Origin of the sequence: Streptomyces rimosus, from assembly GCF_008704655.1 — a bacterium.
In the GTDB taxonomy this organism is placed as follows: Bacteria; Actinomycetota; Actinomycetes; order Streptomycetales; family Streptomycetaceae; genus Streptomyces; species Streptomyces rimosus.
This window is the reverse complement of record NZ_CP023688.1, coordinates 7,892,928-7,915,029: the sequence shown is the minus strand read 5'-3', so window position 1 is coordinate 7,915,029 and position 22,102 is coordinate 7,892,928. Positions and strand designations below refer to the sequence as shown.

The following is a 22,102-nucleotide window of genomic DNA, read 5'->3' as shown; positions in this document are numbered from 1 at the left end:
ACACCCACCGGCCCCGGGAGGCACCGTGCGGCACCTCGGCATCCTCGCGCACAGCACCGAAGGGGCCGCCCTGTGCTTCCGGGCGTTCTGCCAGGAGGGCTTCGCCGAACTGGGCCCGTACGACCATCCGGACGTGACACTGGACTGCATCAGCATGGCCCGCTCCATGCCCGCCTGGCAGGCCGGTGATCACCCCGCGGTCCGCGGGATCCTCCTGGAGAGCGCGGCCCGGCTCGCCCGCGCGGGCGCGGACTTCTTCGTCTGCCCGGACAACACCGCCCACATGGCGCTCGGGCTGCCCGGCGCGGAACTGCCGCTGCCGGGCCTGCACATCGCCGAGGTGGTCGCCGAACGCGCCGCCCATGAGGGCTACCGGCGCGTCGGCGTGCTGGGGACCGCGTACACGATGGAAGGGCCGCTCTACCCGGACGCGCTGGGCGCCCGGGGCATCATCGCCGACGTGCCGGACGAGCGGGACCGCCGCACCGTCCACGAGGTCATCTTCGCCGAGCTGGTGAACGGCGTGTTCTCCGCGGCCGCGCGCGAGGAGTACGGCCGCGTCATCGAGCGGCTGGCGGCGCGCGGCTGCGACGCGGTCGCCCTCGTCTGTACGGAGATTCCGCTGCTGGTGACCCCGGAGGCGGCGCCGCTGCCCACGCTGGACTCGACGCGGCTGCTGGCGCGCGCGGCCTTCGAGACCGCCGTCGGCCGGCGGCCCGCGCCGGTGTGGCGCGGGGGGCCGTCGGGCGGCTGAAGTGCGGGCCGCTCAGCCGTTCCCGGCCCCCGCCTCCTCCCCCTCCAGGACCACCAGCGGATCGTCCAGCACCGGCTGCCAGGCCAGTTCCGCCGCGCCTACCAGGCTGTTGTGGTCGAGCGAGCACGGCAGGATCGGCACGCCGCCGCTGCGCCCCCACAGGCTGCGGTCGGCGACCACGGCCCGCAGCCGCTCCGGCTCGGCCTCCAGGAGTGCGCGGTGCAGGCCGCCGAGGATGATGCGGTCCGGGTTGAGGATGTTGACGAGCCCGGCGATCCCCAGGCCCAGCCGGTCGATCAGCAGGTCGGCGGCGGCCCGTACGGACGGGTCGTGGTACTCCTCGCGCAGCAGGTCGGTGGCCTGGCGCAGCAGCGAACCCTCGGGGCCCGGCGCGCGGCGCGCGGCGCCGAGGAAGGCGAGCGGGTCCGCCTCGACGTCCAGGCAGCCGCGGCTGCCGCAGTGGCAGGGCGCGCCCTCCGGGTTGACGGTCAGGTGGCCGACCTCCAGGGCCAGGCCCGAACTGCCGCTGTGCAGCCGCCCGTCCAGGACCAGCGCGCCGCCGACGCCCCGGTGCCCGGAGGCGACGCACAGCAGGTGGCGGGCGCCGCGGCCGGCGCCGTGCCGGTGTTCGGCCAGGGCGACGAGGTTGACATCGTTGCCCGTGAAGCCGATGCCCGCGGTGACCCCGGGGATACCGGCCTCGGCGAGCGCGCGCCGGAAGAGGCGGCGTACGGGGGCGCCCGTGGGCCAGGCCAGATGCAGCGGGTTGAGCGCCTCGCCGTCGGGTTCGGCGACGGCGGACGGGATGGCGAGCGCGGCGCCCAGGCAGCGCCGCCCGGTCCGTTCGAGCATCCCGGCCCCGGACGCCACGACTTCGGCAAGTACGTGGGCCGGGTCGGCGGGGATGGTGTCGCAGCCGCTCTCGGTGGCCACGATCCGCCCGCCGAGGCCGACCAGCGCGGTGCGGTAGCCGTCGGCGTGGATCTGCGCGGCGAAGACGACGGGGCCGTTCTCGTCGAGGAACAGCCGGTGCGAGGGGCGGCCCTGGGACCCCGCCGAGGCGGTCGGGCGGGAGTCGACGATGATCAGACCGAGCGCTTCCAGCTCCGCCGCCACCGCGCCCGCGGTCGCCCGGGTCACGCCGAGTTCCGAGGTCAGTACGGCACGGGTGGGGGCGCGCCCGGTGTGTACGAGCTCCAGCGCGGGGCCGAGCGCACCGCGGCCCCGCTCCAGCCTGGTTGTCCGAGTGTGGGTCACGCCCCCATTCTGGCTTTGTACCGGCGGTGAACAAAACACGGGCCGCCCTTCCGCGTGCCCGGACGCGGAAGGCCGGGCCGCTCACAGCGGGCGCGGCGGGCATCGCGTACGGCCGGGAGCGGGGCGGCGGGTACCGCCGGGGGCCGGGTACGGCTACCGCACGGTGCGTACCGCCCCGTACGCGGGAGTCGATACGCGGACGCCGGGTACCCGGCCTGCCGAAAGGGACCGACGGCGGACCATAATGGGCTACTTGGTCACGGATTCGGCCAGGGCATCCGGCCGGAGGGCGCCGGCGTGCGCGGCGCGCGCCACCGCCGTCCGGCCACCCCGACACCTGGGGGCGGCATGAACACCACACCCCGGCTGCGCGGCCTCGCGCGGCTGACGTTCGGCAATCCGGTTTCGCTGGTCTACCTGGCCCTGGTGGCCGCGGCGGTGCTCTTCGCCCTGGTGGACCTGGTCTTCGTCGAGCATCAGGACGCCTCCTTCGCAGGCATCTGGGCGGTGCTGCTCACCGCGCCCACGATCTTCCCGCTGTGGTTCGCCGGTGACGCGCTGTGGAGCCGGACCGGCTCGCCGTCGTGGTACCTGGTCCTGACCCTGGTCGTCGCCGCGCTGGTCAACGCGCTGCTCCTCGGGCTGGTCCACCGGGGGCTGCGCGGCCGGCCGGCGCAGCGCGGGGCCGTTGTCAGTGGCGGCTGGCACACTCAGCGGCATGGAGACCACTGACTTCATCGACACGCTCGCGCACGACGGCCAACTCCTCGCCGACGCCGCCGAGAAGGCCGGGGCAAACGCCCCGGTCCCCACCTGTCCCGAGTGGCGGGTGCGCGACCTGCTCGTCCACACGGGCCGGGTGCACCGCTGGGCCACGAACTACGTGGCGAACGCCGTCCAGGAGCGGGTGACGCCGCCCGAGGGCCCGCAGCCGCCCGACGAGGCGCTCGCCGAGTGGGTGCGCGACGGCTGCCGGACGCTGGTGTCGACGCTGCGCGCCGCTCCGGCGGACCTGTCCTGCTGGACCTTCCTGCCCGCCCCGTCCCCACTGCATTTCTGGGCGCGGCGCCAGGCCCACGAGACGGCGATCCACCGCGCCGACGCGGAGTCCGCGCTCGGCGCGGGCATCACCCCCTCCGCGCCCGCCTTCGCCGTGGACGGCATCGACGAACTGCTGATGGGCATGGTCGCGCGCAGGCCCGAAGCGCTGCGGACGGACACGCCGCACACGCTTCGTATACGGGCCACCGGCGAGGCCACCGGGGCCTGGACGATACGCCTGTCGGACGCGCAGCCGCAGGTTGAACGCACGGCGGACGCCCAGGAGTCGACCGCCGCCACACCGGACTGCGAGATCGAGGGCCCGGCACCCGACCTCTACCTGACCCTGTGGAACCGCCGCCCCCTGGACGACCTGACGATCACAGGCGACACCACAGTGGCCCAGCTGTGGAGGGAGCGCTTCACGATCTGAGGAGCGGAGAGGGAAGCACAACCGCCAGGGGTGGGCAGGGCTGCACGGCTGCCGGGGTGGCCGGGGCTGCATGACTGTCGGGGTGGGGTGGGGTGGGGTGGGGTGGGGGGCGGGGGGGAAGGAGGGATCGCAGCCGCGGCCAAGAAAGCCCTCAACCGACCAACCGCCCACCACCCCCCACCGCATGACAAACTGCCACCATGTCTCCGACCCGTTCCCAGGCCGAGCGTGACGCGATGACCGTCGAGATCGGTTTCGCCCTGCTGACCGGCGTGTTCGTGGCCGCTCTCGCCTTCGGTGCCGTGCTGAGCCCGCTGCTGTTCACGGACCCGGGCCGGACCGGGACCGGTGTGCTTCTGGCGGCGGCCGGCAGCGCGGCGGGCGTGGCATTCGTGTGGCGGGTGGTGCGTGTGCTGCGCCGGTTCACCGGGCGCCGGGCCGGATAGCGGGCTGCTGCCCAGCGAGTACGTTCTGTCCGCCGTTTACGCTGCGCCCTGCGGTCACGCCCTCCCCGCGGTCACGACCTCCTCGCCGGTCACGCCCCGCCCGGCGGCCTCGCGGCCCGTTACGCCGGCCGCCCTACCCCAGCCACCCCGGCCGCACCAGCCCCGACTCATAGGCCAGCACGACCAGTTGGGCCCGGTCCCGGGCGCCCAGCTTGGTCATGGTGCGGCTGACGTGGGTCTTGGCGGTCAGCGGGCTGACGACCAGGCGGCGGGCGATCTCCTCGTTGGACATCCCCAGGCCGACCAGCGCCATCACCTCCCGCTCCCGTTCCGTGAGCACGGAGAGCGTGCCGTCCGCGGCCGGTTCCTTGGAGCGGGCGGCGAATTCGGCGATCAGCCGGCGGGTGACGCCCGGTGAGAGCAGCGCGTCGCCGTCGACCACGGCGCGTACGGCCCGTACCAGTTCCTCCGGTTCGGTGTCCTTGACCAGGAAACCGGCGGCGCCCGCGCGGATCGCCTCGAAGACGTACTCGTCCATCTCGAAGGTGGTGAGCATGACGACCTTCACGACGGACAGCCGGGGGTCCTCGGTGATCTGCCGGGTCGCGGCGAGCCCGTCCAGCACCGGCATCCGGATGTCCATCAGCACCACGTCGGGGCGCTGCTCGCGCAGGGCGATCAGTGCTTCTTCCCCGTCCGCCGCCTCGCCGACGACCTCGATGCCGGGCTGGGCGTCCAGCAGGGCCCGGAATCCGGCGCGGACCAGCAGCTGGTCGTCGGCGAGCAGTACCCGGATCACGACTCCTCCTCGATGGCGGTGGGATTCACCGTATCCGCAGCGCGGGCTGAGCCGGTGGCGTCCGGCGCCGGTGTCGCCGTGCGCAGCGGGAGGCGGGCGTGCACCCGGAATCCCCCGTCCGGCCGCGGGCCCGCCTCGACGGTGCCGCCGAGGGCGGCGGCCCGTTCCCGCATCCCGACCAGGCCGTTGCCGCCTCCGGCGACGGCTCCGGCGTCCCCGGTTCCGCGCACGTCCCCGGCGGTCGCGGGCCCGTCGTCGTCGACCGTGATCTCCAGCGTGCCGGGGAGGTGGACGAGCCCGACCCGGGCGGTGCGGGAGCCGGAGTGCCGGACGATGTTGGTCAGCGCTTCCTGGACGATCCGGAAGGCGGCGAGGTCGGCGCCCGGCGAGAGCTTGGGGCGGCGGCCCTGCTCGGTGACCTGCACGGCGAGCCCGGCGTCCTTGGCCTGCCCGCAGAGTTCGGGCAGCCGGTCCAGGCCGGGCGCCGGGGCGCGCGGGGCGTCGCCCGGTGTCCGCAGCGTGGCCAGGACCTGCCGTACCTCGCCCAGTACCTCCTTGCTGGCGGCCTTGATGGTGGTCAGGGCCGTACGCGCCTGCTCGGGGTCCTCGTCCAGCAGGGCGAGCCCGACGCCCGCCTGGACGTTGATGACGGAAATGCTGTGCGCCAGCACGTCGTGCAGTTCGCGGGCGATCCGCAGCCGCTCCTCGTCGGCCCGCCGCCGCGCGGCGGCCGCCCGCTCGGCTCGCATACGCGCGAACTGTTCACGCCGTACGCGCGCCAGCTCGGACACCGCCACGACCGCCACCACCAGGACGGTGACGAACAGCTGCTCTCCCCAGGGTGCGGGCCCGTCGCCCGAGGGCGGCAGCCAGCGGTAGAGCCAGTGGCCTACCAGCAGGTGGCTCGCCCAGACCAGGCCGACGGCCGTCCAGGCCGCCACGCGCTGCCCCGCGACGACGGCCGCGAAGCAGCCGAGGGCGACGGAGAGCAGGAAGGGGCCGTACGGATATCCGGCGGCGAGGTAGACGGCGGTGGCCACCGCGGTACCGAGGGCGACCGTACGCGGGAAGCGGTGCCGCCAGAGCAGCGGCACCGTGCCCGCGAGCAGCAGTGCGTACGCGAGCGCGTCGAGATCAACGCGTTCCGGCTGGTTCCGCCCCGCGAACCGCGTGCCGACCAGCACGAACACGGTGAGGACGGCCGTGGAGGCCCAGGGCAGCCGCGTACCGGCCGGGGAGCCCCGGAACAGCCACGCGCCGAACCGGCCGCCCGGCGGCATGTCACCGTCGTCGTCCCGGGGCCGCCACCGGTCCGGGCCGAGGCCGCGACCGGGGCCGCGGCAGGGCCGCGCCCACGGCGGCCGTCCGTTCTCCATTCCGCCACGCTAGACCGCAACGCCGTACGGGGCGTCAGCCCGGCGCGGTGATCGGACGTACTCCACAGGGAGTAGCCGACGGCGGAGGCACCGCCCCGGGGGCCTGTCCCCTCACGGCCGGTCCATCGCCCCCAGCGCCCGCCGCGCGACCGGATGCGTCCGTACGATCTCGGCCAGCGTCGTCGTGCCCCGGACGATCTTCGCGAAGGCGTGCCAGGCGGGCCGGAAGCCGGTCAGGGCCGCGTGGATCATGCCGGGACGGCGCGAGAAGACGGTGAGCATCCGGCGGCCCACCCCCATCTCCACGCCCAGCCCCGCCTTGATCGCGAAGGCGTAGTTCAGCGCCTGGCGCCGCGCGTCCACCGCGTCGTGGGCCTCCGAGACGCGGACCGCCCACTCCCCCGCGAGCCGCCCGGAGCGCAGCGCGAAGGAGATGCCCTCGCGGGTCCACGGCTCCAGCAGCCCGGCCGCGTCGCCGCACACCAGGACCCGGCCGCGGGAGAGCGGCGAGTCGTCGGCGCGGCAGCGGGTCAGGTGCCCGGAGGAGATGCTCGGCTCGAAGCCCGCCAGGCCGAGCCGGCCGATGAAGTCGTCCAGATAGCGCTTGGTGGCGGCGCCCTCGCCGCGGGCCGAGATCACGCCGACGGTGAGGGTGTCGCCCTTGGGGAAGACCCAGCCGTAGCTGCCCGGGATCGGGCCCCAGTCCACCAGCACCCGCCCGGCCCAGTCCTCGGCGACCGTCGGCGGCACCGGGATCTCCGCCTCCAGGCCCAGGTCGACCTGGTCCATCTTCACTCCGACGTGCGCGCCTATCCGGCCGGCGCTGCCGTCGGCGCCGACCACCGCGCGGGCCAGCACCACCTCGCCGTCGCCCAGCACCACGGCGACGGTCCGCCGGTCGGGCACCGCCGAGCCGTGCTGTTCGACCCGGGAGACCGTGACGCCGGTGCGCAGCTCGGCGCCGGCGTCCTGGGCGGTCTTGACCAGCTGGGCGTCGAACTCGGGGCGGTTGATGAGCCCGAAGAGCATGTGCTTCGAGCGGCGGGTGCGGGTCAGCTTCCCGTTGAGCGAGAAGGTGACCGCGTGCACCCGGTCGCGCAGCGGCAGGTCGAAGCCGGGCGGCAGGGCGTCGCGGGACGGCCCGATGATGCCGCCGCCGCAGGTCTTGTACCGGGGCAGTTCGGCTTTCTCCAGGAGCAGGACGCGGCGTCCCGTACACGCCGCGGCGTAGGCGGCCGAGGCGCCGGCGGGTCCTGCGCCCACCACCACGACGTCCCACACCTGCTGGTTCCCCTCGGCTGCGTTGTCGCTGCTCACCTGTGCTTCTGCTCCCGTTCGATGCCGTGCCGCGTACCGCCCGCATCCTACGGCTCGCCCTCCGGCGAGCGTCCTGTGGGAAGATCGGCCCCACAATCGCCCGTACGTACGGTTGGTCCGGTGCGGCGCGCCGGACGGACCCGCACGTGAACCCACGTGTACAACGCCGCGCCCACAAGGAGCGTTCCATGCCTGACAGCCCGCTCGCGCACACCGTCGCCTCGCTGCAGTCCCGGGCCAGGACCGAGCTGGCCGAACTGGTGGCCTTCAAGTCCGTCGCGGATCCGGCGCAGTTCCCCCGCAGCGAGTGCGAGGCCGCAGCACAGTGGGTGGCGGGCGCGCTGCGGGCCGACGGCTTCACGGACGTGGCGCTGCTGGACACCCCGGACGGCACCCAGTCCGTGTACGGCTATCTGCCGGGCCCGGCGGGCGCACCGACCGTGCTGCTGTACGCCCACTACGACGTGCAGCCGCCGCTGGACGAGACGGCCTGGATATCGCCGCCCTTCGAGCTGACCGAGCGGGACGGCCGCTGGTACGGGCGCGGCGCCGCCGACTGCAAGGGCGGCCTGATCATGCACCTGACGGCGCTGCGGGCGCTCAAGGAGCACGGCGGCATCCCGGTCAACGTCAAGGTGATCGTCGAGGGCTCGGAGGAGCAGGGCACCGGCGGCCTGGAGCGGTACGCCGAGGCCCACCCCGAGCTGCTCACCGCCGACACCATCGTGATCGGCGACACCGGCAACTTCCGCGTCGGCCTGCCGACGGTCACGGCGACGCTGCGCGGTATGACGCTGGTCCGCGTCCAGGTGGACACCCTGGCGGGCAACCTGCACTCCGGCCAGTTCGGCGGCGCCGCCCCGGACGCGCTGGCGGCGCTGATCCGCGTACTGGACTCGCTGCGCGGCGAGGACGGCTCGACGACGATCGACGGGCTGGAGGCCGACGCGACCTGGGAGGGCCTGCAGTACCCGGAGGAGGAGTTCCGCCAGGACGCCAAGGTGCTCGACGGCGTCGGCCTGACCGGCGGCGGCACGGTCGCCGACCGTATCTGGGCCCGCCCGGCCGTCACCGTCCTCGGCATCGACTGCCCGCCCGTGGTCGGCGCCACGCCGTCCGTGCAGGCGGGCGCGCGGGCGCTGGTGAGCCTGCGGATTCCGCCGGGCACCGACGCGGTGAAGGCGACCGAACTGCTCACCGCCCATCTGGAGAACGCCGCCCCCTGGGGTGCGCGGGTCTCGGTCGAGCAGGTCGGTCAGGGCCAGCCGTTCCGCGCGGACACCAACAGCCCGGCGTACGCGTCGATGGCGTCGGCGATGCGCGAGGCGTACGACGGCACGGAGATGCAGACGTCCGGTATGGGCGGGTCGATCCCGCTGTGCAACACCCTGGCGGCGCTCTACCCGGAAGCCGAGATCCTGCTCATCGGTCTCAGCGAGCCGGAGGCGCAGATCCACGCGGTCAACGAGAGCGTCTCGCCCGAGGAGCTGGAGCGCCTCTCGCTCGCCGAGGCGCTGTTCCTCCAGCGGTACGCCGAGCAGTACGCGCAGCGGTAGCAGCCGCCGGCAGCGAAGCCGTACGGCACCGGCAGCCCGTACGGCACCCGTGGCCCGTACGCCACCGGCCGGGAGCCCTCCCTGCCGTCGCCCCGGAACCTGCAGCTGATCCCCGGCCGGGAACCAGCCGCAGGCCCTCATCCCACAGGGACGCCCGCCTCGAGATTGAGCGGGCGCCCCTGTTCGCGTGCGCGCAGGGCCCAGCGGAGCCGGTTCCAGCGCACCGGGGGCAGCATGTCCGCCGCCTCTTCCTCGGTGGCGAACCGCCAGCCGCGCAGTTCCGGTCCCGGCAGGAGCAGGTCGCGGATCTGCTCGCCGGCCAGCCGGCCGCCGTCGAAGAGCATCCGCAGCCCGCCGAAGCCGGGCGGCACGGGCGGTTCCCAGTCGAGCACCAGCAGGCGGGGCGGGCTGTGCAGTTGGATGCCCAGTTCCTCGGTCACCTCGCGGAGCCCGGCGCGGGCCGGCGGTTCGCCGGGCTCCACCACACCGCCCGGGAACTCCCAGCCCGGCTTGTACGTCGGGTCCACCAGCAGCACCCGGTCGGCGTCGTCGAAGAGCAGCACCCCGGCCGCCAGGGTCTCCGCCGTGGGTTCGGGTGTCTGCACGATGTCGCAGGCCCCGGCCCCGGACCGGACCGCCTCCGCGATCCGCTCGGCGGTTTCCCTGGGCGTCAGCCGGGCGGTGTCGATGACGTGCGCGTCCTGCTTGAGCCAGCCGAGCGCGTCCTCGTACGACTCCAGATGGGCCAGGTCCCGGCCGCGCGCGGCCCGGCCGCCGGCGCCGTCCCCGGTGTGGTCCGTACGCCGCGCCAGTCGCTCGCGGAGGATCGTTTCCTCGGCGTGCAGCAGAACGTGGCGCACGGGCACCCGGCGCGAGGCGAGGCCGCCGAATATCTCGTCCCGGTACTCCTGGCGCAGCAGCGGCATCGGCGTGACGAGCGGCCCCGGCACCTCGTGGAGCAGGGCCGCCGCGGTGTCCACGACGAGCCGGCGCCAGGCCGGCAGGTCCTGGTAGTCGCCGATCTCCTCCAGCCGCGCGGCGGGCAGCATCAGCCGCAGTTCACTTCCGACCAGTTCGGGGTCGTAGAGCGTGCTTCCGGGAAGCAGGTCCAGCAGGTACCGGGCCGCGGTGGACTTTCCCGCACCGGACGCGCCGTTCAGCCAGACGATCACATTGCCCCCTTGTCCCTAGACCCCAGTGAGTTGCCCGTAACACCCTGCCACGGAAACTTTTGCGGGGCCCTGCCTAGCCGCGGGCGGCCGGGGACGTGGCCTTTTCCACCTTCGGCGCGATCCCGGCAGGTTTGAAGACGCCCTTGTACGCGCTGATGGCGGCGACGGCGGCGACCAGGATGCTGGTCACCACGTCCTTTCCGGCGAAGTCCCCGGCGAAGAGCGCGCTCCCCAGACCCACCAGCACCGACACCACCACCTGCACCAGCGTTCTGGCGGCCTGCGACCATTCGGGCCGGTTGATGACCGAGATGAGCATGGGCGACGCGAATCCCACGATCAGCGCCCACATCTGTGCGTTCGTCATGACGGTTCCCTTCCCGCTCGGGATGTAGCCGGAGCGTCGCCGCCCCGGGCGCACCCGGCAAGGGCCCGCGCGCGGTTTTCCCCTGCGCGCTGTTTTCCCGTACGCGGGCGCGCCCCTTCCGTCACCCTTTGTTCGCGCCCAGGGTGAGTCCCGCGATGAAGTGCCGTTGCAGAAGGAGGAACACGACGATCGTGGGAAGGGCGACGATGACGGAGCCCGCGGCCAGCAGGTTGTAGTCGGTGAAGAACTGCCCGCGCAGATTGTTCAGGGCCGAGGTGACCGGGAGTTTGTCGCCGGTGGACAGGAAGACCAGACCCCAGAGGAAGTCGTTGTACATCCAGGTGAATTGCAGGGTTCCCAGGGCGGCGAGGGCCGGGCGGCACAGCGGGAGCGTCACGTGCCGGTAGCGTGTCCACACCCCGGCGCCGTCCACGATCGCGGCCTCCAGGATTTCCGGTGGCAGGGTCCGCAGGAAATTCGCGAGCACGAAGACGCAGAAGCCCAGTTGGAAGGCGACCTGTACGGCGAGCACCGCCCACAGCGAGTCGTAGAGCGTCAGCGAGTCGGACATCCAGTACGGCAGCGGCACCTTGTTGAAGAGCACGTAGAGCGGGGTGACGATGACCTGTTGCGGCAGCAGGTTCCCGGCCGTGAAGACCATCAGCAGGAGCAGGGAGCCGCGCAGCCGCAGCCGGGCCACCGCGAAGGCCGTGAACGACGCCAGGAAGAGCGTGATCAGCACGCCCGGCACGGTGATCAGCAGCGAGTTCAGGAAATGCCGTCCCATGCCGGAGTCGGTGAACGCCTGCCGGTAGTAGCCGAGGGAGAGCCGGTCCGGCAGGGAGAAATAGCCGTCCCGGGCGGTCTCCTCGTACGGGCGCAGCGAGGCGTAGACGGCCAGCAGCAGCGGGGCGAGGAAGGCGAGCGAGACGGCGAGCAGAAAGGCGTGCACGCCGAAACGGCCGCGGCGGCCGGGCGGGCCGCCCGGGCGCGCCGGGCGCCGGACGCGTACCGCGGAAACGGTCATCGCCGCTGTTCCCCCCTCAGTTCCTGGACGAGATAGGTGATGATGAATCCGAGGGAGACCAGCAGCAGGACGACGGCGATGGCCGAGCCGAAACCGATCCGGCTCGCCTCGCCGATGATGTTGTCGGTCACCAGCACGGACAGCAGTTCCAGCCCGTTGCGGCCCTTGTTGACGGCGTAGACGATGTCGAAGGCGCGCAGTGCCTCGATGACGGTGATGACGCCGACGATGACATTGACCGGGCGCAGCGCCGGCAGCACGACCCGGAAGAACGCCTGCCGTTCGTTCGCACCGTCGATCGCCGCGGCCTCCTTGAGTTCCGGGTCGACGGATTTCAGCCCGGCGAGATAGAGGATCATCACGTATCCGGTGTGCCGCCAGCAGGCGGCCAGCAGGATCATCCAGATGTTGAGGTCCGGGTCGCCGAGCCAGTCGACGGGATGGTCCTGACGGCCCAGCAGGGCATTCAGCGCGCCCTGGTCGCGGGAGAGGATCAGCTGGGCGATGAAGCCGACGACGGCGAGCGAGAGCACCACCGGCATGTAGAGCGTGGACTGGTAGAGGCGGCTGAACCGCACGCCGCGGTCGATGAGGACGGCGAGCAGCAGCCCGAACGGCGTGGCGAGCAGCCCGAGGGCGGCCAGCCACAGCAGGTTGTTGCGGACCGCCGGCCAGAATTGCGGGTAATCGGCGAAGAGGTCCGCGTAATTGTTGAGGCCCGCCCAGTGGATGTCGCCGACGCCGTCCCAGGTGGTGAAGGACAAAGCGACGGAGGCGAGGGTGGGGCCCCAGACCAGGGCGAGGTCGAGCAGAATCGGCAGGCCCAGGAGGACGCACAGGACGGCGAGGTCGCGGTGGGTGTGGCGGCGCGGGCCCCGGCGCCGTGCGGGGCGCGGCGTCACGGTCTTCGGCGGGGTGGCCGGCCGGGTGCCGGTCGTCCGGTTCACGGTGGTCACGGCGTCAGTCCGCGGCGAATATCTGCTTCTTCTGCCGTTCGATGCCGTTCACCAGCCCGTCGATGTCGTCCGGGTCGCCGATGAACTGCTGGATCGCCTGGATCAGTACGGTCGAGGCGAAATCGGGGCGGGTGTCGCGGTCCATGAACTGCGATATCTGCCGGGCCCCGGACACCAGCCGGACGGCCTTCTTCTGCAGGGCGTCGTAGGAGCCGGTGCCGGCCCCGCTGTTGACCGCCACGTTGTTCGGGTCGCTTTTGAGGTAGATCAGTTCGGCCTGCGGGGTGGCGAGGAATCTCAGCAGGTCCTCGGCCCCGGCCCGGTTGCGTGCCTTCTTCGCCAGGAGGAATCCGTCCACCGGTGCCTCGACCGCCTCCTGGCCGAATGCCGGATCGATCTCGGGGAACGGGAAGAAGTCCAGGTCCGCGCGGTTCTGCACGGTGAACTGCTGGCCCGGGTGCGGCAGTCCGAGCACCGCCATGCCGGTCTTCTTCTGCTGGAGGGACTGCGCCGCCTCCTGCCAGGTCCGCCCGTTCGCGCCTTTCTGGTGGTACGGCAGCAGGCCGCGCCACAGGTCGAAGACCTGCCGTACCTGGGGGCTGGTCCAGGATTTCTCCCCGCGCATCAGCGCGATGTGGAAGTCGTATCCGTTGGCCCGCATGTCCAGGTAGTCGAAGGTGCCCATGGCGGGCCAGCCTTCCTTGTCGCCCAGGGCGAATGGGGTGAGGCCGTCCTTCTGCATCTGCCGGGCGAGTGCGCGGTATTGATCGAAGTTCTTCGGGATCTCATAACCCCGCGTCCGGAAAACGCTCTTACGGTGGAAGACCGCCCACGGGTAATAGTAGTACGGCACGAAGTACTGCTTGCCGTCCTCGCCCGTGGACTGTTTCTTGACCGCGTCGGAGAACCCGTCGAACCCCCTCCAGAGATCACTGATGTCGGCGAGCAGGCCCTTTCGCGCGAAGTACTGCATGCGGTAACCGGCGAACCATGTGAAGACGTCATCGGGCGTGCCCTGGAGGTAGCGGTTGATGTTCTCGTGGTTGACCGTGTTGACCTTCACGTCCTTCTTCGACTTCTTCTCGTACGCCGCGAAGGCGTCGGCGTACGCCCGTTTCGGCACCGCGTCGGAGGCGTTGGACCCCAGGGTGACGCCGCCGCCCGGACCGCTGCCGCACGCGGTGAGCAGCGCGGGTACGGCGACCGCCCCCGCACCGGCTGCCGCGCCGCGCAACAGGGACCGCCGGGTTACCCCGCGTGCCGCCCGGTGCGCGCACCCGCCCGGACCGCTTCCCGGTGAGTGGACCATGTCTCCCCCTCCTCAGCGATGGAACCGAACAGAACCGAACGCGAGTGCTGGGATCTCACTCCCAACGGGTGTATCCGTCAAGGCTTTTGGCGGGCTGCTCCCCGACCGCCGCCTTTTGTCTTCCAACACAGTCCAACAAGCCTTACCGTAAACACTCGCTATTGACCGGTACATGACTTCACTGCTCTCTCCGAGAACGGAGGACGCGCATCATGCACCCGCACACCCCCCTCATCCCTCGGCGCGCCCGGCGAAGAGTCGTCGCGGCACTGTCCGCGGCGTTCCTGTGCACGGCGGGCATGACGGCCCTGCCCGCCGCGGCCCGTACGGGCGACACCGGGGCCGCGCCCGCCACCACGCCCGCCGGAACAGCCGCGTCCGCCGCCCCGCGGCTGCCCGACGGCCTGGCCAGGACGCCTCCGATGGGCTTCAACAACTGGAACTCCACCCACTGCGGAGCCGACTTCAACGAGGCGATGATCAAGGGGATCGCCGACCTCTTCGTCGAGAAGGGCCTCAAAGCCGCGGGCTACGAGTACGTCAACCTCGACGACTGCTGGGCCCAGAAGGACCGGGACGCGAACGGCAAGCTCGTCCCGGACACCACCCGCTTCCCCAACGGCATCAAAGCGGTGGCCGACTACGTCCACTCCAAGGGGCTGAAACTCGGCATCTACACCAGTGCCGGTACCACGACCTGTGCCAGGGCCATGCCCGGCGCGCTGGGCCATGAGTACTCCGACGCCCGGCAGTTCGCCGACTGGGGAGTGGACTACCTGAAATACGACAACTGCAACAACCAGGGGGTGGACGCGAAGCAGCGCTACACCACCATGCGCGACGCCCTGAAGGCGACGGGCCGCCCCATCGTCTACAGCATTTGCGAGTGGGGCGAGAACAAGCCGTGGGAGTGGGCGGCGGACGTCGGGCACCTGTGGCGCACCACCGGCGACATCGGCGACGTGTGGGACAGCGCGGTGGGGATCTTCAAGGAGAACGCGCCGCTGGCCAAGTACGCGGGTCCCGGCCACTGGAACGACCCGGACATGCTGGAGGTCGGCAACGGCGGCATGACGGACACCGAGTACCGCAGCCACTTCTCCCTGTGGTCGATGATGGCCGCGCCGCTGCTGATCGGCACCGACCTGCGCAAGGCGTCCCGGGCCACGTACGACATCCTCGGCAACCGCGAGGTCATCGGGCTCGACCAGGACCCGCTGGGCAAGCAGGCCGAGGTGCTGAAGTCGGACGGCGGCCGGTGGGTGCTGAGCAAGCCGCTGGCCGACGGCGACCGGGCGGTGGCGCTGTTCAACGAGTCCGACCGGCCGCAGCGCATCGCCACCACCGCCAAGGAGGCGGGCCTGCCGCAGGCGAGCGGCTACCGGCTGCGGGACCTGTGGAAGCACGAGGACACCCACACCGCGGGGGAGATCGCCGCGACCGTACCGGCACACGGCACGCTGGTGTACCGCGTCTCCCCCGACCGCCGCTGGGCGCACTACCCGCCGGCCGTCGAGACCGGCGCCGACGGCATCGAGCCGATCGAGGTCGGTGCGGAGGCCCGGGTCGCCACGCTCACCCGCAACCTCGGCCGGACCCCGGCGTTCGACGTCAAGGTCTCCCTCAAGGGCCCGCAGGGCTGGCGCGTCGAGCCGGTCACGTCCACCGGGTCACCCGCCCTGCCGCCGGACAAGGAGCTGGTCACCGCCTGGAAGATCGCACCGCTGGCGGGGACGAAGCCCGGCGCGTACGAACTGGCGCTGACCACCGACTACCGCTCGGCCCGCGGGCAGCAGGTCACGCAGACGCTGCCGCTGCCGGTCTTCGCCGTCCAGGCGCCGCCCGCCGGCACCTCGTACGCCAGCGATCTGACCTGGATCACCGCCACCAACGGCTACGGGCCGGTCGAGCGGGACATGAGCGTGGGCGGGCCGCGGGCCGGTGACGGCACACCGCTCCGTATCGGCGGCGTGACCTACCCCAAGGGCCTGGGCGCCCACGCGCCCAGTGAGATCACGTACTACACGGGCAACAAGTGCTCGGCGTTCAGCGCGCAGGTCGGGGTGGACGACGAGACCGGCGACCAGGGCTCGGTCAGCTTCGAGGTGTGGGCCGATGGGCAGCGGGTCGCCGAGAGCGGCAAGCTGACCGGCAAGGACCCGGCGAAGGCGGTCAGCGCGTCGGTCGCCGGGGCGCGCACCGTACGGCTGGTGGTGCAGGACGTCGGTGACGGGTACCAGTACGACCACGGCGACTGGGCCGACGCCAAGTTCAGCTGCTGACGCGCCGTCACGGCCGGGCGGGCCTCCGGGTCCGCCCGGCCAACGGCGTACAGCCGTCCGGTGTCAGCAGGTCGGCAGCCCGGGCACCGGCCCGTCGTTCTTGCCGCCCTTGACGTAGACGACGCTGACGTAGACGCCCGAGTTGCCGCTGTCGTCGTCCGTCTTCGCCCACCAGGTGTTCGTCCAGCGGCTGAAGGTCTCGCGGCGGCCCAGGTCCGCCTGGCAGTAGAAGTAGTTGGTGCCCGCGTTCAGCGTGCCGACGCGCTGGAAGGAGGCGGTGTACGAGGCGGCGGTGCGCCACACCTGGCAGTCGAACTTGCCCCCGCCGATGGACGCGCACGCGCGGGGCTCGGGCCCGCCGCCTCCGGGGGCGGTGGCGCCGCCGGTACCGCCCGGCCCGGCGGAAGCGCTGCCGCCCGTGCCCTTTCCGGGGCTGCTGCTGTTGCCGCCGGGCTTCTCCGATGCGGCGCCTCGCGTCGGCTTGGCGGAGTCGGCAGGCCCGGCACTCTCCTTCCCCGCACCGCCCCCGGTCGCTTTCCCGTGCCCCTCCGGCTTCGCCTCCCCCGTCTCCTTCGGGGCACCCGACGCACCGGCGCGCCCCGCCTGTTCCTCCGGGGAGCCGGTGGACGGACGCTCGGCGACCGTACGGCCGGAGTCCTGGTTCATCAGGGCGTACGTCACTCCGCCGCCCGCCAGCAGTACGGCGGCCACGGCGGCGGCGAGCACGGCGGGACGGCGCCCGCGCCCGGCCGGACGCGGGCGGTCGCCCGGGGCCGGTACGGCGCTGGTCTCCCGCTCCCCAAAGCCCGCCGCGGCGGACGCCGGTACGCCAACCGGCCCGGTCACTGCGGGACTTGATCCCCCACCGACGGGCGGCGGAGGCGGCGGCGCGGACCGTACGTCCGGCGCGGTCGGCGTCCGCGCGGCGCCCAGCGCCATCGTGTCCCGACCGTCGGCCACCGCCGCCAGCATCGCCCGCGCCTCGGCCGCGCTCGGCCGGACGGCCGGGTCCTTGGCCATCAGCGCGTGCAGCACCGGCGTCAGCGGACCGGCCCGGCGCGGCTCGGGCAGCGGTTCGGAGACGATCGCCGTCAGGGTCGACCACACCGACGTCCGGCGGAACGGCGCGCCGTCGCCCTCCACCGCCGCGTACAGCGTCATGCCCAGCGACCAGATGTCCGAGGCGGGCGACGGCGGCTGCCCCTGGGCCCGCTCCGGCGGCAGATAGTCGAGCGAGCCGACCAGTTCGCCGCTGCGGGTCAGATGGGTGGTCGCCCCGTCGTCCGGCGCCTCGATGCTGGCGATGCCGAAGTCGGTGAGCACCACGCGGCCCACCCCGGCGTCCGGGCGGCCCGCGCGCCGCGCCCAGCCCTCCAGCAGGACGTTGCCGGGCTTGACGTCCCGGTGCAGCACGCCGACCTGGTGCGCGGCGTCCAGCGCGTCCATCACCTTGGCGCCGATGGCGGCGATGTCGCGCGGGCCGATGGCGCCGTACCGGTCGAGGGCGTCGTCCAGCGAGGGGCCGTCGACCAGCTCCATGACGATGACCGGGCGCCCGTCCTCGTCGATCACGTCGTGCACGGTGACCACGCCGGAGTGCCGGACACGGGCCGCGGCGCGCGCCTCGCGCTGCATACGGGTGCGCAGGTCGGCCAGTTCCGGCGCGGACGCGTCGGTGTAGGCGCGCAGCACCTTGACGGCGACCTCCCGGCCCAGCACCTCGTCCACGGCCCGGCACACGACGCCCATGCCGCCGCGTCCGATCTGCCCGGTGACCCGGTAGCGCCCGCCGAGCACCCGCCCGGTCAGGTCCCCGCCGCCGGAGGACCCGCCACGGGCCCCGCCACCCACGTCACCCACGTCACCCGGCTCGTCCACACCGTCCACGCCCCTCGCCCCGTCCGCACCACTCGTCCCCGGTCATGGTCGGCAACAGCCTAGAGGTGGCACCGGGCCGCGCGAACCGTTCAGACCGTGGGGACGAAGGCATCGAGACGGGACTGTTGCGCGGCCGCCGCCGCGGCGCCCACCACCCCGGCGTCCGTCCCCATCTGTGCCGGTACGACGGTGATGCCGCGCACGAAGGAGAGCGTCGCGTAGTCGTCCAGGGCGCGGCGCAGGGGTACGAAGAGGGTGTCGCCGGCGCCGGCCACGCCGCCGCCGATCACCGCGATCTCGATCTCGACGAGCGCCGCGGTGGCCGCGATCCCGGCGGCCAGGGCCTGCGCGGCCCGCTCGAAGGAGTGACGGGCCACCGGGTCGCCGGCGCGGGCCGCCGCGGCCACGGCGGCGGCGCTGGTGTCGCCGCCGAGGCCGGGCCGCCAGCCGTTCTCCAGGGCGCGGCGGGCGATGTTGGGGCCGCTGGCGATGCGTTCGACGCAGCCGCGGGCGCCGCACGGGCACGGGTCGCCGTCGAGGTCCACGCTGATGTGGCCGATGTGCCCGGCGTTCCCGGTCGGGCCGGGGTGCAGCTGGCCGTCCAGCACCAGGCCGCCGCCGACGCCCGTGGAGACCACCATGCACAGGGCGTTGGTGTAGCCGCGGGCGGCGCCCTGCCAGTGTTCGGCGGCGGTCATCGCCACGCCGTCGCCGACCAGGACGACCGGGAGCGCGCCGACCAGCGCCTGGACTTCCGCGACGACCGGGAAGTCACGCCAGCCGGGGATGTTGACCGGGCTGACCGTGCCGCGCCGGGCGTCCACCGGCCCCGCGCTGCCGATGCCGACGGCCGCCACCCCGGCCCACTCGGGGCGCGCGGTCAGGTCCGTCACGACCTCGGCGAGCGCGCGCAGGACGGCGGCGCCGTCCTGGTCGGCGGGGGTGGGTCGGGTGGTGCGTACGAGCAGTGTGCCCCGCTCGTCCACCAGCGCTCCGGCGATCTTGGTGCCGCCGATGTCCAGCGCTGCGCTGAGGTCCGTCTGCATCGGTGTGGAATCTCCTGGTGGCGCGGGGGCCGGGGGGTGTGGGTCCGGCACGGGAACGCCAGTCTCGTCGCGTTTGACAACGTTGTCCAGAGGTTATGCTCGTCGCCGTGCCGCGCACCGTCGCACGGCACCGCCGGGCGCTCCGCCCGGCCGGTCCCACACACCGGCCGCCCGGTCGCGCCCTGTCCCATCATCGGCGTACCGGACCGGGAACCGCCACACCCGCCCCGCCCGTCTCTCCAGCGACAGCCGGAGCGCGTGCCGGAGCCGCCGTGGCCGCACCAGGGCCGGCCGCCGCGCCCGCCCGGCGCCCGCCGCCGCCGACAGAATCAGGACCGCGCACCGTGACCGACACCGCCCGGGGCACTTCCCGCCGCTACGGCAGCCGGCCGACGATGAAGGATGTCGCGGCGCGCGCCGGGGTCGGCCTGAAGACGGTTTCCCGGGTGGTCAACGGCGAACCCGGCGTCACGCCCGACACCGAGCGCCGCGTCCAGGACGCCATCACCGCCCTCGGCTTCCGCCGCAACGACTCGGCCCGCATCCTGCGCAAGGGCCGCACCGCCAGCATCGGCCTGGTCCTGGAGGACCTCGCGGACCCCTTCTACGGGCCGCTGAACCGCGCCGTCGAGGAGGTCGCCCGCGACCACGGCGCGCTGCTGATCAACGGGTCCAGCGCCGAGGATCCCGCGCGCGAACAGGAGCTGGTGCTCGCGCTGTGCGCGCGCCGGGTGGACGGACTGGTGATCATCCCGGCCGCGGACGACCACCGCTATCTGGAGCCGGAGATCGCGGCGGGCGTGGCGACCGTCTTCGTGGACCGCCCGGCGGGCCGGATCGAGGCGGACACGGTGCTCTCCGACAGTTTCGGCGGCGCCCGCGACGCGGTGGCGCACCTGATCGCGCACGGCCACCGCCGCATCGGTTTCCTCGGCGACCAGCCGCGTATCCACACCGCCGCCGAGCGGCTGCGCGGCTACCGCAGCGCGATGGCCGCGGCGGGGCTGCCGGTGGACGAGGCGTGGGTGTCCCTCGGCTCGACCGCGCCGGACCGGGTGCGCTTCGCGGCCACCGCCATGCTCGACGGGCCGCGGCCGGTCACCGCGCTGTTCGCGGGCAACAACCGGGTGACGGTCACCGCGGTCCGGGTGCTCGCCGAACGCCCGCGCCCGGTCGCCCTGGTGGGCTTCGACGACTTCGAGCTGGCCGATCTGATCTCCCCCGCGATCACGGTCGTGGCGCAGGACGCGGCGCGGCTCGGCCGTACCGCCGCCACCATGCTGTTCCGCCGCCTCGACGGCACCGACGGGCCACCGCGGCGCGAGGAAATCCCCACCCGCCTCATCCCACGCGGCTCAGGCGAACTGCCACCCCCGGCAGACAGCTGAGCGGCGCCGCCGCCCGCACCGCCGCCCACGGGCATCAGCCGCCGTCGCCCGGATCATCCCTGGAAGCCCGCCGCCCCCGGGTGAACGCGAGGACGCTGCCGCTCCACCGCCTCGACGGCGACGGGCCACCGCAGCGCGAAGAGATCCCCACCCGCCTCATCCCACGCGGCTCAGGCGAACTACCGCCCCCGGCAGACAGCTGAGCGGCACCGCCGCCCGCGCGCATCAGCCGCCGTCGCCCGGATCATCCCTGGACGCCCGCCGCCCACGGGTGAACGCGAGGACGCTGCCGCTCCACCGCCTCGACGGCGACGGGCCACCGCAGCGCGAAGAGATCCCCACCCGCCTCATCCCACGCGGCTCGGGCGAACTGCCGCCCCCGGCGGACAGCTGAGCGGCGCCGCCGTCCAAGCCGCCGCCCACGAGCGTCAGCCGTCGTCATCCGCATCATCCCTGGAAGCCCGCCGCCCCCGGGTGAACGCGAGGACGCTGCCGACGACGGCGATCAGGGCGATGGCCAGGGCGATGCTGATGCCGCCCTCGGTGTCCCAGTACACGTCCTCCAGGCTGATCAGGAGTGCCGCCTCGTCGACGACCAGGGCCAGGCCCACCCCGTAGGCCAGGCCCAGCCAGGCGCGTGCCCGCGCCGAGCGTTCGGCCAGGCTTGCCGCGCCCACCACCGCGAGCAGCAGGATGCCCCATACGTAGTGGTGCAGGTGTACCCCGCCGGCCTGTACGTCGCCGACCCCGGCCACGTCGATGTGGATGAGCCAGGTCAGCAGGCGCATCCCGCCGAAGGTGAGCGCGAACCCCCACCAGGCCAGGATGAAACCGCGGCGCTTCGGGGAGATGCCGGGCAGCACGCGCAGCCACAGCGAGCGGCGCCGCTTGCGCCCGGACGGTGCCCGGCCGGATGTCTTCGCGGAGTTCATCCGACCCCTCCCACCGTGAACTTCTCGATCAGTGCGGCCATGGCGTCCGGCGCGCCGTAGTGGGCCGCGTGGGCGGTGCCCGGGAGGTCCGTGGCGCGCCCGTCGGCGACCAGGCCCGCCACGCGCCGGGTCCAGGTGCCGGAGGCGATGGTGTCACCCGCTCCCCGTACGACGAGCGTGGGCGCGCGGACGCGGGTGAGGTTCCCCTCGAATGACCCGGCCGCGTCCCGCAGCGCGTGGCGGAAGGAAGCGGCGCAGCGCAGGGGGCCGGTCACCAGGTAGTCGAAGGCGGCCAGGCCGAGCAGGCCGAGGAGCTCCTTGGGGGCGTCCGCGACGAGCCGGGCGAACTGGCGCCACCCGGAGGCCCCCGGTTCGAGCGCCGGACCGACCAGTACGAGACGGCTGACCAGGTGGGGGTGGCGGGCGGCCAGGGAAGCGGCCACCTGGCAGCCGACCGAGTTGGCGACCAGCACACTCGGGCCCGGGAACAGCCGCTGGAGCAGGCGGGCCAGGGCATCGGCGCACTGTGCGACGTCGGGTGCGCGCCGCGCGGCGGCCCGCGAGCGCGCGTTGCCCGGCAGATCCGGCACCAGTACGGTCGCCCCGCCCGCGGCCAGCCGGCGCGCGAGCGGCACGAAGTACCGCCCCGAGAGTCCGAGGCCGTGGACGAGCACCATGGCCGGGCGGTCCTCGCGTGGCGGAGGCCCGTAGCCGCGGATGAAGAAACCGGCGTGAGTCATGTGATCCACATGCCCGCCATCGCCGC

The 22,102-nt window shown here is 73.2% G+C and carries 20 protein-coding genes; 7 read left to right on the top strand and 13 right to left on the bottom strand.

What is annotated here, in order from left to right; genetic code table 11:
• Window positions 1–25 precede the first annotated feature (25 nt).
• Window positions 26–754: an aspartate/glutamate racemase family protein gene (locus CP984_RS34720; protein ID WP_003984465.1), complete on the top strand. Its 729-nt coding sequence runs from the start codon at window positions 26–28 to the stop codon at window positions 752–754.
• A 12-nt stretch (window positions 755–766) separates the two neighbouring features.
• Here the strand turns inward: CP984_RS34720 and CP984_RS34715 are convergent, their stop codons facing one another.
• Window positions 767–2,011, bottom strand: coding sequence for an ROK family protein (locus CP984_RS34715; RefSeq protein ID WP_003984464.1), 1,245 nt, complete (start codon window positions 2,009–2,011; stop codon window positions 767–769).
• 348 nt (window positions 2,012–2,359) lie between these two features.
• Between CP984_RS34715 and CP984_RS34710 the strand changes: the two genes are divergently transcribed.
• The 3 genes from CP984_RS34710 to CP984_RS34700 all read left to right on the top strand — a co-directional run bounded on the left by CP984_RS34710 (window position 2,360) and on the right by CP984_RS34700 (window position 3,931).
• Entirely contained in the window at window positions 2,360–2,743 is a 384-nt protein-coding gene (locus CP984_RS34710) for an SCO4225 family membrane protein (RefSeq protein ID WP_003984463.1), read from the top strand.
• Window positions 2,730–3,485 carry a maleylpyruvate isomerase family mycothiol-dependent enzyme gene (locus tag CP984_RS34705; RefSeq protein WP_003984462.1) on the top strand — a complete coding sequence of 252 codons (756 nt, stop codon included), beginning with the start codon at window positions 2,730–2,732 and terminating at the stop codon, window positions 3,483–3,485. Before CP984_RS34710 ends, CP984_RS34705 begins: the two co-directional genes overlap by 14 nt.
• A 200-nt stretch (window positions 3,486–3,685) precedes the next feature.
• Entirely contained in the window at window positions 3,686–3,931 is a 246-nt protein-coding gene (locus tag CP984_RS34700; RefSeq protein ID WP_003984461.1) for a DUF6332 family protein, read from the top strand.
• Between the two features lie 133 nt (window positions 3,932–4,064).
• Here the strand turns inward: CP984_RS34700 and CP984_RS34695 are convergent, their stop codons facing one another.
• From CP984_RS34695 to CP984_RS34685, 3 genes are all read right to left on the bottom strand, one after another.
• On the bottom strand, window positions 4,065–4,730 hold the full coding sequence (locus CP984_RS34695) for a response regulator transcription factor (protein WP_003984460.1): 666 nt from the start codon (window positions 4,728–4,730) through the stop codon (window positions 4,065–4,067).
• Complete coding sequence (locus CP984_RS34690) at window positions 4,727–6,106, bottom strand: sensor histidine kinase (RefSeq protein WP_003984459.1); 1,380 nt, start codon at window positions 6,104–6,106, stop codon at window positions 4,727–4,729. The genes CP984_RS34695 and CP984_RS34690 overlap by 4 nt, the downstream gene beginning before the upstream one ends.
• 111 nt (window positions 6,107–6,217) lie before the next feature.
• On the bottom strand, window positions 6,218–7,423 hold the full coding sequence (locus CP984_RS34685; protein WP_003984458.1) for a geranylgeranyl reductase family protein: 1,206 nt from the start codon (window positions 7,421–7,423) through the stop codon (window positions 6,218–6,220).
• Window positions 7,424–7,611: 188 nt separating this feature from the next.
• Between CP984_RS34685 and CP984_RS34680 the strand changes: the two genes are divergently transcribed.
• Entirely contained in the window at window positions 7,612–8,979 is a 1,368-nt protein-coding gene (locus CP984_RS34680; RefSeq protein ID WP_003984456.1) for a dipeptidase, read from the top strand.
• Between the two features lie 137 nt (window positions 8,980–9,116).
• Here the strand turns inward: CP984_RS34680 and CP984_RS34675 are convergent, their stop codons facing one another.
• The 5 genes from CP984_RS34675 to CP984_RS34655 form a co-directional block, all read right to left on the bottom strand.
• Window positions 9,117–10,151: an NUDIX hydrolase gene (locus CP984_RS34675; protein WP_003984455.1), complete on the bottom strand. Its 1,035-nt coding sequence runs from the start codon at window positions 10,149–10,151 to the stop codon at window positions 9,117–9,119.
• A 73-nt stretch (window positions 10,152–10,224) separates the two neighbouring features.
• Window positions 10,225–10,518: a hypothetical protein gene (locus tag CP984_RS34670; RefSeq protein ID WP_003984454.1), complete on the bottom strand. Its 294-nt coding sequence runs from the start codon at window positions 10,516–10,518 to the stop codon at window positions 10,225–10,227.
• Window positions 10,519–10,639: 121 nt separating this feature from the next.
• Entirely contained in the window at window positions 10,640–11,545 is a 906-nt protein-coding gene (locus CP984_RS34665) for a carbohydrate ABC transporter permease (RefSeq protein WP_003984453.1), read from the bottom strand.
• Window positions 11,542–12,492 (bottom strand): carbohydrate ABC transporter permease, encoded by a 951-nt coding sequence (locus CP984_RS34660; RefSeq protein WP_371282356.1) that lies wholly within the window; start codon window positions 12,490–12,492, stop codon window positions 11,542–11,544. The genes CP984_RS34665 and CP984_RS34660 overlap by 4 nt, the downstream gene beginning before the upstream one ends.
• A 13-nt stretch (window positions 12,493–12,505) precedes the next feature.
• Window positions 12,506–13,810 (bottom strand): ABC transporter substrate-binding protein, encoded by a 1,305-nt coding sequence (locus tag CP984_RS34655; RefSeq protein ID WP_043978004.1) that lies wholly within the window; start codon window positions 13,808–13,810, stop codon window positions 12,506–12,508.
• A gap of 212 nt (window positions 13,811–14,022) precedes the next feature.
• Here CP984_RS34655 and CP984_RS34650 point away from each other — a divergent pair, with 212 nt between their 5' ends.
• Window positions 14,023–16,092, top strand: a complete 2,070-nt coding sequence (locus CP984_RS34650) for an NPCBM/NEW2 domain-containing protein (RefSeq protein WP_003984450.1) — start codon at window positions 14,023–14,025, stop codon at window positions 16,090–16,092.
• A 63-nt stretch (window positions 16,093–16,155) separates the two neighbouring features.
• On the opposite strand, the gene CP984_RS34645 is transcribed toward CP984_RS34650, so the two are convergent.
• Window positions 16,156–17,979: a serine/threonine-protein kinase gene (locus CP984_RS34645; protein ID WP_371282287.1), complete on the bottom strand. Its 1,824-nt coding sequence runs from the start codon at window positions 17,977–17,979 to the stop codon at window positions 16,156–16,158.
• An 80-nt stretch (window positions 17,980–18,059) separates the two neighbouring features.
• Window positions 18,060–19,016 carry an ROK family protein gene (locus CP984_RS34640; RefSeq protein WP_003986230.1) on the bottom strand — a complete coding sequence of 319 codons (957 nt, stop codon included), beginning with the start codon at window positions 19,014–19,016 and terminating at the stop codon, window positions 18,060–18,062.
• 344 nt (window positions 19,017–19,360) lie between these two features.
• Here CP984_RS34640 and CP984_RS34635 point away from each other — a divergent pair, with 344 nt between their 5' ends.
• Window positions 19,361–20,404, top strand: a complete 1,044-nt coding sequence (locus tag CP984_RS34635) for a LacI family DNA-binding transcriptional regulator (protein ID WP_003986229.1) — start codon at window positions 19,361–19,363, stop codon at window positions 20,402–20,404.
• Between the two features lie 428 nt (window positions 20,405–20,832).
• On the opposite strand, the gene CP984_RS34630 is transcribed toward CP984_RS34635, so the two are convergent.
• Complete coding sequence (locus CP984_RS34630) at window positions 20,833–21,336, bottom strand: hypothetical protein (RefSeq protein ID WP_003986228.1); 504 nt, start codon at window positions 21,334–21,336, stop codon at window positions 20,833–20,835.
• A complete protein-coding gene (locus CP984_RS34625) occupies window positions 21,333–22,076 on the bottom strand; it encodes an alpha/beta fold hydrolase (RefSeq protein ID WP_003986227.1) in 744 nt (247 codons plus the stop codon). Before CP984_RS34625 ends, CP984_RS34630 begins: the two co-directional genes overlap by 4 nt.
• Window positions 22,077–22,102 lie beyond the last annotated feature (26 nt).

Excerpts from the sequence above, each read along its gene's own strand:
- CP984_RS34655 (WP_043978004.1), bottom strand. The coding sequence starts at position 13,810 with ATGGTCCACTCACCGGGAAGCGGTCCGGGCGGGTGCGCGCACCGGGCG.
- CP984_RS34650 (WP_003984450.1), top strand. The coding sequence starts at position 14,023 with ATGCACCCGCACACCCCCCTCATCCCTCGGCGCGCCCGGCGAAGAGTC.
- CP984_RS34670 (WP_003984454.1), bottom strand. The coding sequence starts at position 10,518 with ATGACGAACGCACAGATGTGGGCGCTGATCGTGGGATTCGCGTCGCCC.
- CP984_RS34665 (WP_003984453.1), bottom strand. The coding sequence starts at position 11,545 with ATGACCGTTTCCGCGGTACGCGTCCGGCGCCCGGCGCGCCCGGGCGGC.
- CP984_RS34625 (WP_003986227.1), bottom strand. The coding sequence starts at position 22,076 with ATGACTCACGCCGGTTTCTTCATCCGCGGCTACGGGCCTCCGCCACGC.
- CP984_RS34630 (WP_003986228.1), bottom strand. The coding sequence starts at position 21,336 with ATGAACTCCGCGAAGACATCCGGCCGGGCACCGTCCGGGCGCAAGCGG.
- CP984_RS34680 (WP_003984456.1), top strand. The coding sequence starts at position 7,612 with ATGCCTGACAGCCCGCTCGCGCACACCGTCGCCTCGCTGCAGTCCCGG.
- CP984_RS34705 (WP_003984462.1), top strand. The coding sequence starts at position 2,730 with ATGGAGACCACTGACTTCATCGACACGCTCGCGCACGACGGCCAACTC.
- CP984_RS34710 (WP_003984463.1), top strand. The coding sequence starts at position 2,360 with ATGAACACCACACCCCGGCTGCGCGGCCTCGCGCGGCTGACGTTCGGC.
- CP984_RS34690 (WP_003984459.1), bottom strand. The coding sequence starts at position 6,106 with ATGGAGAACGGACGGCCGCCGTGGGCGCGGCCCTGCCGCGGCCCCGGT.
- CP984_RS34640 (WP_003986230.1), bottom strand. The coding sequence starts at position 19,016 with ATGCAGACGGACCTCAGCGCAGCGCTGGACATCGGCGGCACCAAGATC.
- CP984_RS34700 (WP_003984461.1), top strand. The coding sequence starts at position 3,686 with ATGTCTCCGACCCGTTCCCAGGCCGAGCGTGACGCGATGACCGTCGAG.